Origin of the sequence: Microcystis sp. M20BS1 (genome assembly GCF_020245305.1) — a bacterium.
Taxonomy (GTDB): Bacteria; Cyanobacteriota; Cyanobacteriia; order Cyanobacteriales; family Microcystaceae; genus Microcystis; species Microcystis ichthyoblabe_A.
In genome coordinates, this window is record NZ_JADBUZ010000236.1 from 1 (window position 1) to 3,088 (window position 3,088).

Consider the following 3,088-nt stretch of genomic DNA (forward strand, 5'->3'; position numbering starts at 1 on the left):
AGGGTGTGGGGTGTGGGGTGTGGGGTGTGGGTTTTTACCGATTTTGAGGTAGTCAGTTACCTAATTTTCAGGGAAAAAGTCCCAGAATTTTCCCCCCGATCCCCGCAATGGCTGGCACTTTTTGAGGGAAAAAAAGTCTAAAAGTTTTGTCCAACAAGGTTTTTAGATTTATTCAGCAAACCCTAAGTAGTTGGACAAAATTACATCCACACCCCAGAAAGAAGGAGGGCTAGAACTGCGGAAAGGGCAACAGGAAAGGGGAAAAATATGTATAAGCGGCCCGCGCATCTAAATTGGTCTAGGTCGATTATCGAACCACCTCTAGCCTGTTGTCTATCCTAACCAAGAAATGAAAAGAAAAGACATTAAAATCGGTCGCCGCTATTCTAGCAAACCCCTGCAAATATTTTTAATTATTGCCTTCATCGTCGCCGCTCCCTTTGCTATTTTTTATCTGATTGCCTTGGCCTATCTCTGGCAAGGCGATCGACTTTTGGCCGCGGGGGAGAAGGAATCGGCTCTGTCTGCTTACCGAACAGTTTTATCTTTTGACGAAAATTCAGTCCAAGCCCATATAAAAATCGCTCAGGTCTTGCAAAGTCAAAAACGCTATTCTGAAGCCTTACAAGCCTATGATCGTGGCTTTATCGTTAATCATAAACCACCGATGGAACCCTCCCAAAGTAATTATTTAGTGGCTTTGGGGGATATCTTCGCGCGGGAGGAAAAATGGTCAGAGGCGATCGATGCTTACCAAAAAGCAATGATCATTAAACCAACTTTTAAAGCGCAATTTCAGCTAGGAAAAGCCCTCTATAGTTTACAACGTTGGGATGAGGCGGCGAAAGCTCTGCAAGCAGCGGTTTTTCTCGATCCTAGTCAGGGAAAAGCCTATTTTTATCTGGGAAAGGCCTACAGTGAACAGCAACTCTGGCCAGAGGCCAGTTATGCCTATCAGCAAGCTCTAGAATTGATACCTAATCAGGGTGAAACCTACAAAAAATTAGGAGAAACCCTAGCAAAACAGGGGAAATGGGAGGAAGCAGAGCAAATATATCGACAGGCTTTAATTTACGCTCCTAAAGATGGGGATATTTATAATTATCTGGGCAAAGCTTTAGCGGAACAGGGAAAACTAGGGGAAGCCATGGCAGTTTTTCAACAGGCGCGGCAAATTAGCCCTAAAAATGCTAAGATTTACCAAAATCTCTGTTATATCTATATCAACAACGGTCAGATCGATGAGGGTCTAAATTGGTGTCGGCAGGCCGTAGAAATTGATCCCAATTTATCAGAAGCTAGATTTATTTTACAGGAAATCCAACGGGGGCGATTAATTCACGACAATCCCGAATTATTAAAAATGCCAGAGATAATTCCCAGTGTTAAGAGTGATCCTCTGGTGAATTTAAAACGCTCAATTGTTAAAATTGTCATTCGCGGCAAAAATAAAAATGGTATCGGCACTGGTTGGTTATTAAAACGAAATCAAGACACAGCTTGGATCTTGACTAACCGCCATGTGGTGACGAATTCCCGTCAAGAAATCGATGCAGGATCCCGCATTTTTGTGGAGTATTATAGCCAACCACCCCAAGGAAAAATCCGCAAGCGTTCAAAAGCTAAAATTCTCCACATTACCCCCCCTAACGACTGGCTCGATTTAGCAGTATTAGAGGTAAAAAATCCCCCCCCAGATTTAAAACCTTTAGCTTTAGCACCCCTACCAATTGCCCCTAATCAACCAGTAATCTTGATCGGTAATCCTTTTAATCAAAAAGATTGGACTGTCAGCAAAGGCACGGTTAATGATAATAACGAAAAATCCTTAAGTTTGTCCATGTTTGTCGTTTCTGGACAGTCGGGAAGTCCAGTTTTAAACGATAAAAATCAAGTGGTGGGAGTGATTTCCCAAGCGGGTTTATTTTGTCCCAATCCCTCTACTCCTAAACCCCTAGAAAATGCCGTTAAATTAGGCTGCGGTTTAGCAATTCCCATTGACAGAGTGCGAGAAAGGTTAAGGGAGTGGCAAGTTATTGTCAAGTAAAAATATGACAAATTTAATGATTAAGTAGGGATCATCTTATATTTAATTTCACCTCGCTTGCCCTGAACTAACTACATCCTTGCCAACTTGTTCGGCTAAAACTTCCCCAGTAAACTCGGCAATGGCAGCATCATAGTTTTTCACTTGATCGCACCATTGGAATTGAGAAGATAACTCATATAGCCTTTTTTCAGATCCTCCGGCTTTTCCCACTGATTTCTTGGCAAGCTTGCTGATTTAGCGATCGCTACCCAAAAGGCAATAACTAAGAAAAATTTGATAATCTTTTTCTGATTCATTAGACAGCTTTGGGGGTAGATTTATGGCTGTCATTGGGGAAAATAGATTTTATTTCAATTAAATAATAGCCTAAAATACAGGTAGCGACCACATTTTTTCTAACCGTTATCAGTCTGATATTTAGAGTGATATAAGCTATCGGTTCCGATCTATACAATCTGTCAGTATTTGCATTTCGTAGGGAGTGATTGCGTGTTTTGGATCATTTTCTGGAATACCCGCCTCAGATGCACAATTTTTTACAAGCTTTGTCGCTGGATCATCCGCTTGTTGATATTCATCCCATTCTGAAGATGAGGGGGAATATGTTTCCTTTTGAGTTTCTGAAGATGAGGGGGAATATGTTTCCTTTTGAGTTTCTGAAGATGAGGGGGAATATGTTTCCTTTTGAGTCGGAAAATAACTATCGTTTATCCAAGCTAATGCGAACCCACCCAAAATAGTAAAAAAAATTATCCTCTTTATTGTTAGCGACATAACTCTATCCTGTTTTTTACAATAGCGTTACTATCCTACTTTAGTCAAGATAAGGGTTTAAAGGTATAGTGGTTAAATAAGAAAATAACCAATCTCCCCATTTTTCCCTCTCTCCAAGAAAAATTAAGGCTCTTCGGGAATTGTTATGCAAATAATTAACTTAAAATAAAATTCGATGAGAGCAACTACGCTCAAAAGTAGCTGAAATTCATACAGGAAAGGACTTAAGGCACAAATAGGTTAATACCAAAAGATAGACAATCG

General features: G+C 40.5%; 3 protein-coding genes. 1 reads left to right on the top strand and 2 read right to left on the bottom strand.

The genetic code is table 11. From position 1 onward, the window contains the following. Positions 1 to 349 precede the first annotated feature (349 nt). Positions 350 to 2,047, top strand: a complete 1,698-nt coding sequence (locus IM507_RS22195; RefSeq protein ID WP_123230292.1) for a serine protease — start codon at positions 350 to 352, stop codon at positions 2,045 to 2,047. A 140-nt stretch (positions 2,048 to 2,187) separates the two neighbouring features. Here the strand turns inward: IM507_RS22195 and IM507_RS22200 are convergent, their stop codons facing one another. Beyond that, a complete protein-coding gene (locus IM507_RS22200; protein WP_155117891.1) occupies positions 2,188 to 2,346 on the bottom strand; it encodes a hypothetical protein in 159 nt (52 codons plus the stop codon). A 136-nt stretch (positions 2,347 to 2,482) separates the two neighbouring features. Then, entirely contained in the window at positions 2,483 to 2,824 is a 342-nt protein-coding gene (locus IM507_RS22205) for a hypothetical protein (RefSeq protein ID WP_069474035.1), read from the bottom strand. Positions 2,825 to 3,088 lie beyond the last annotated feature (264 nt).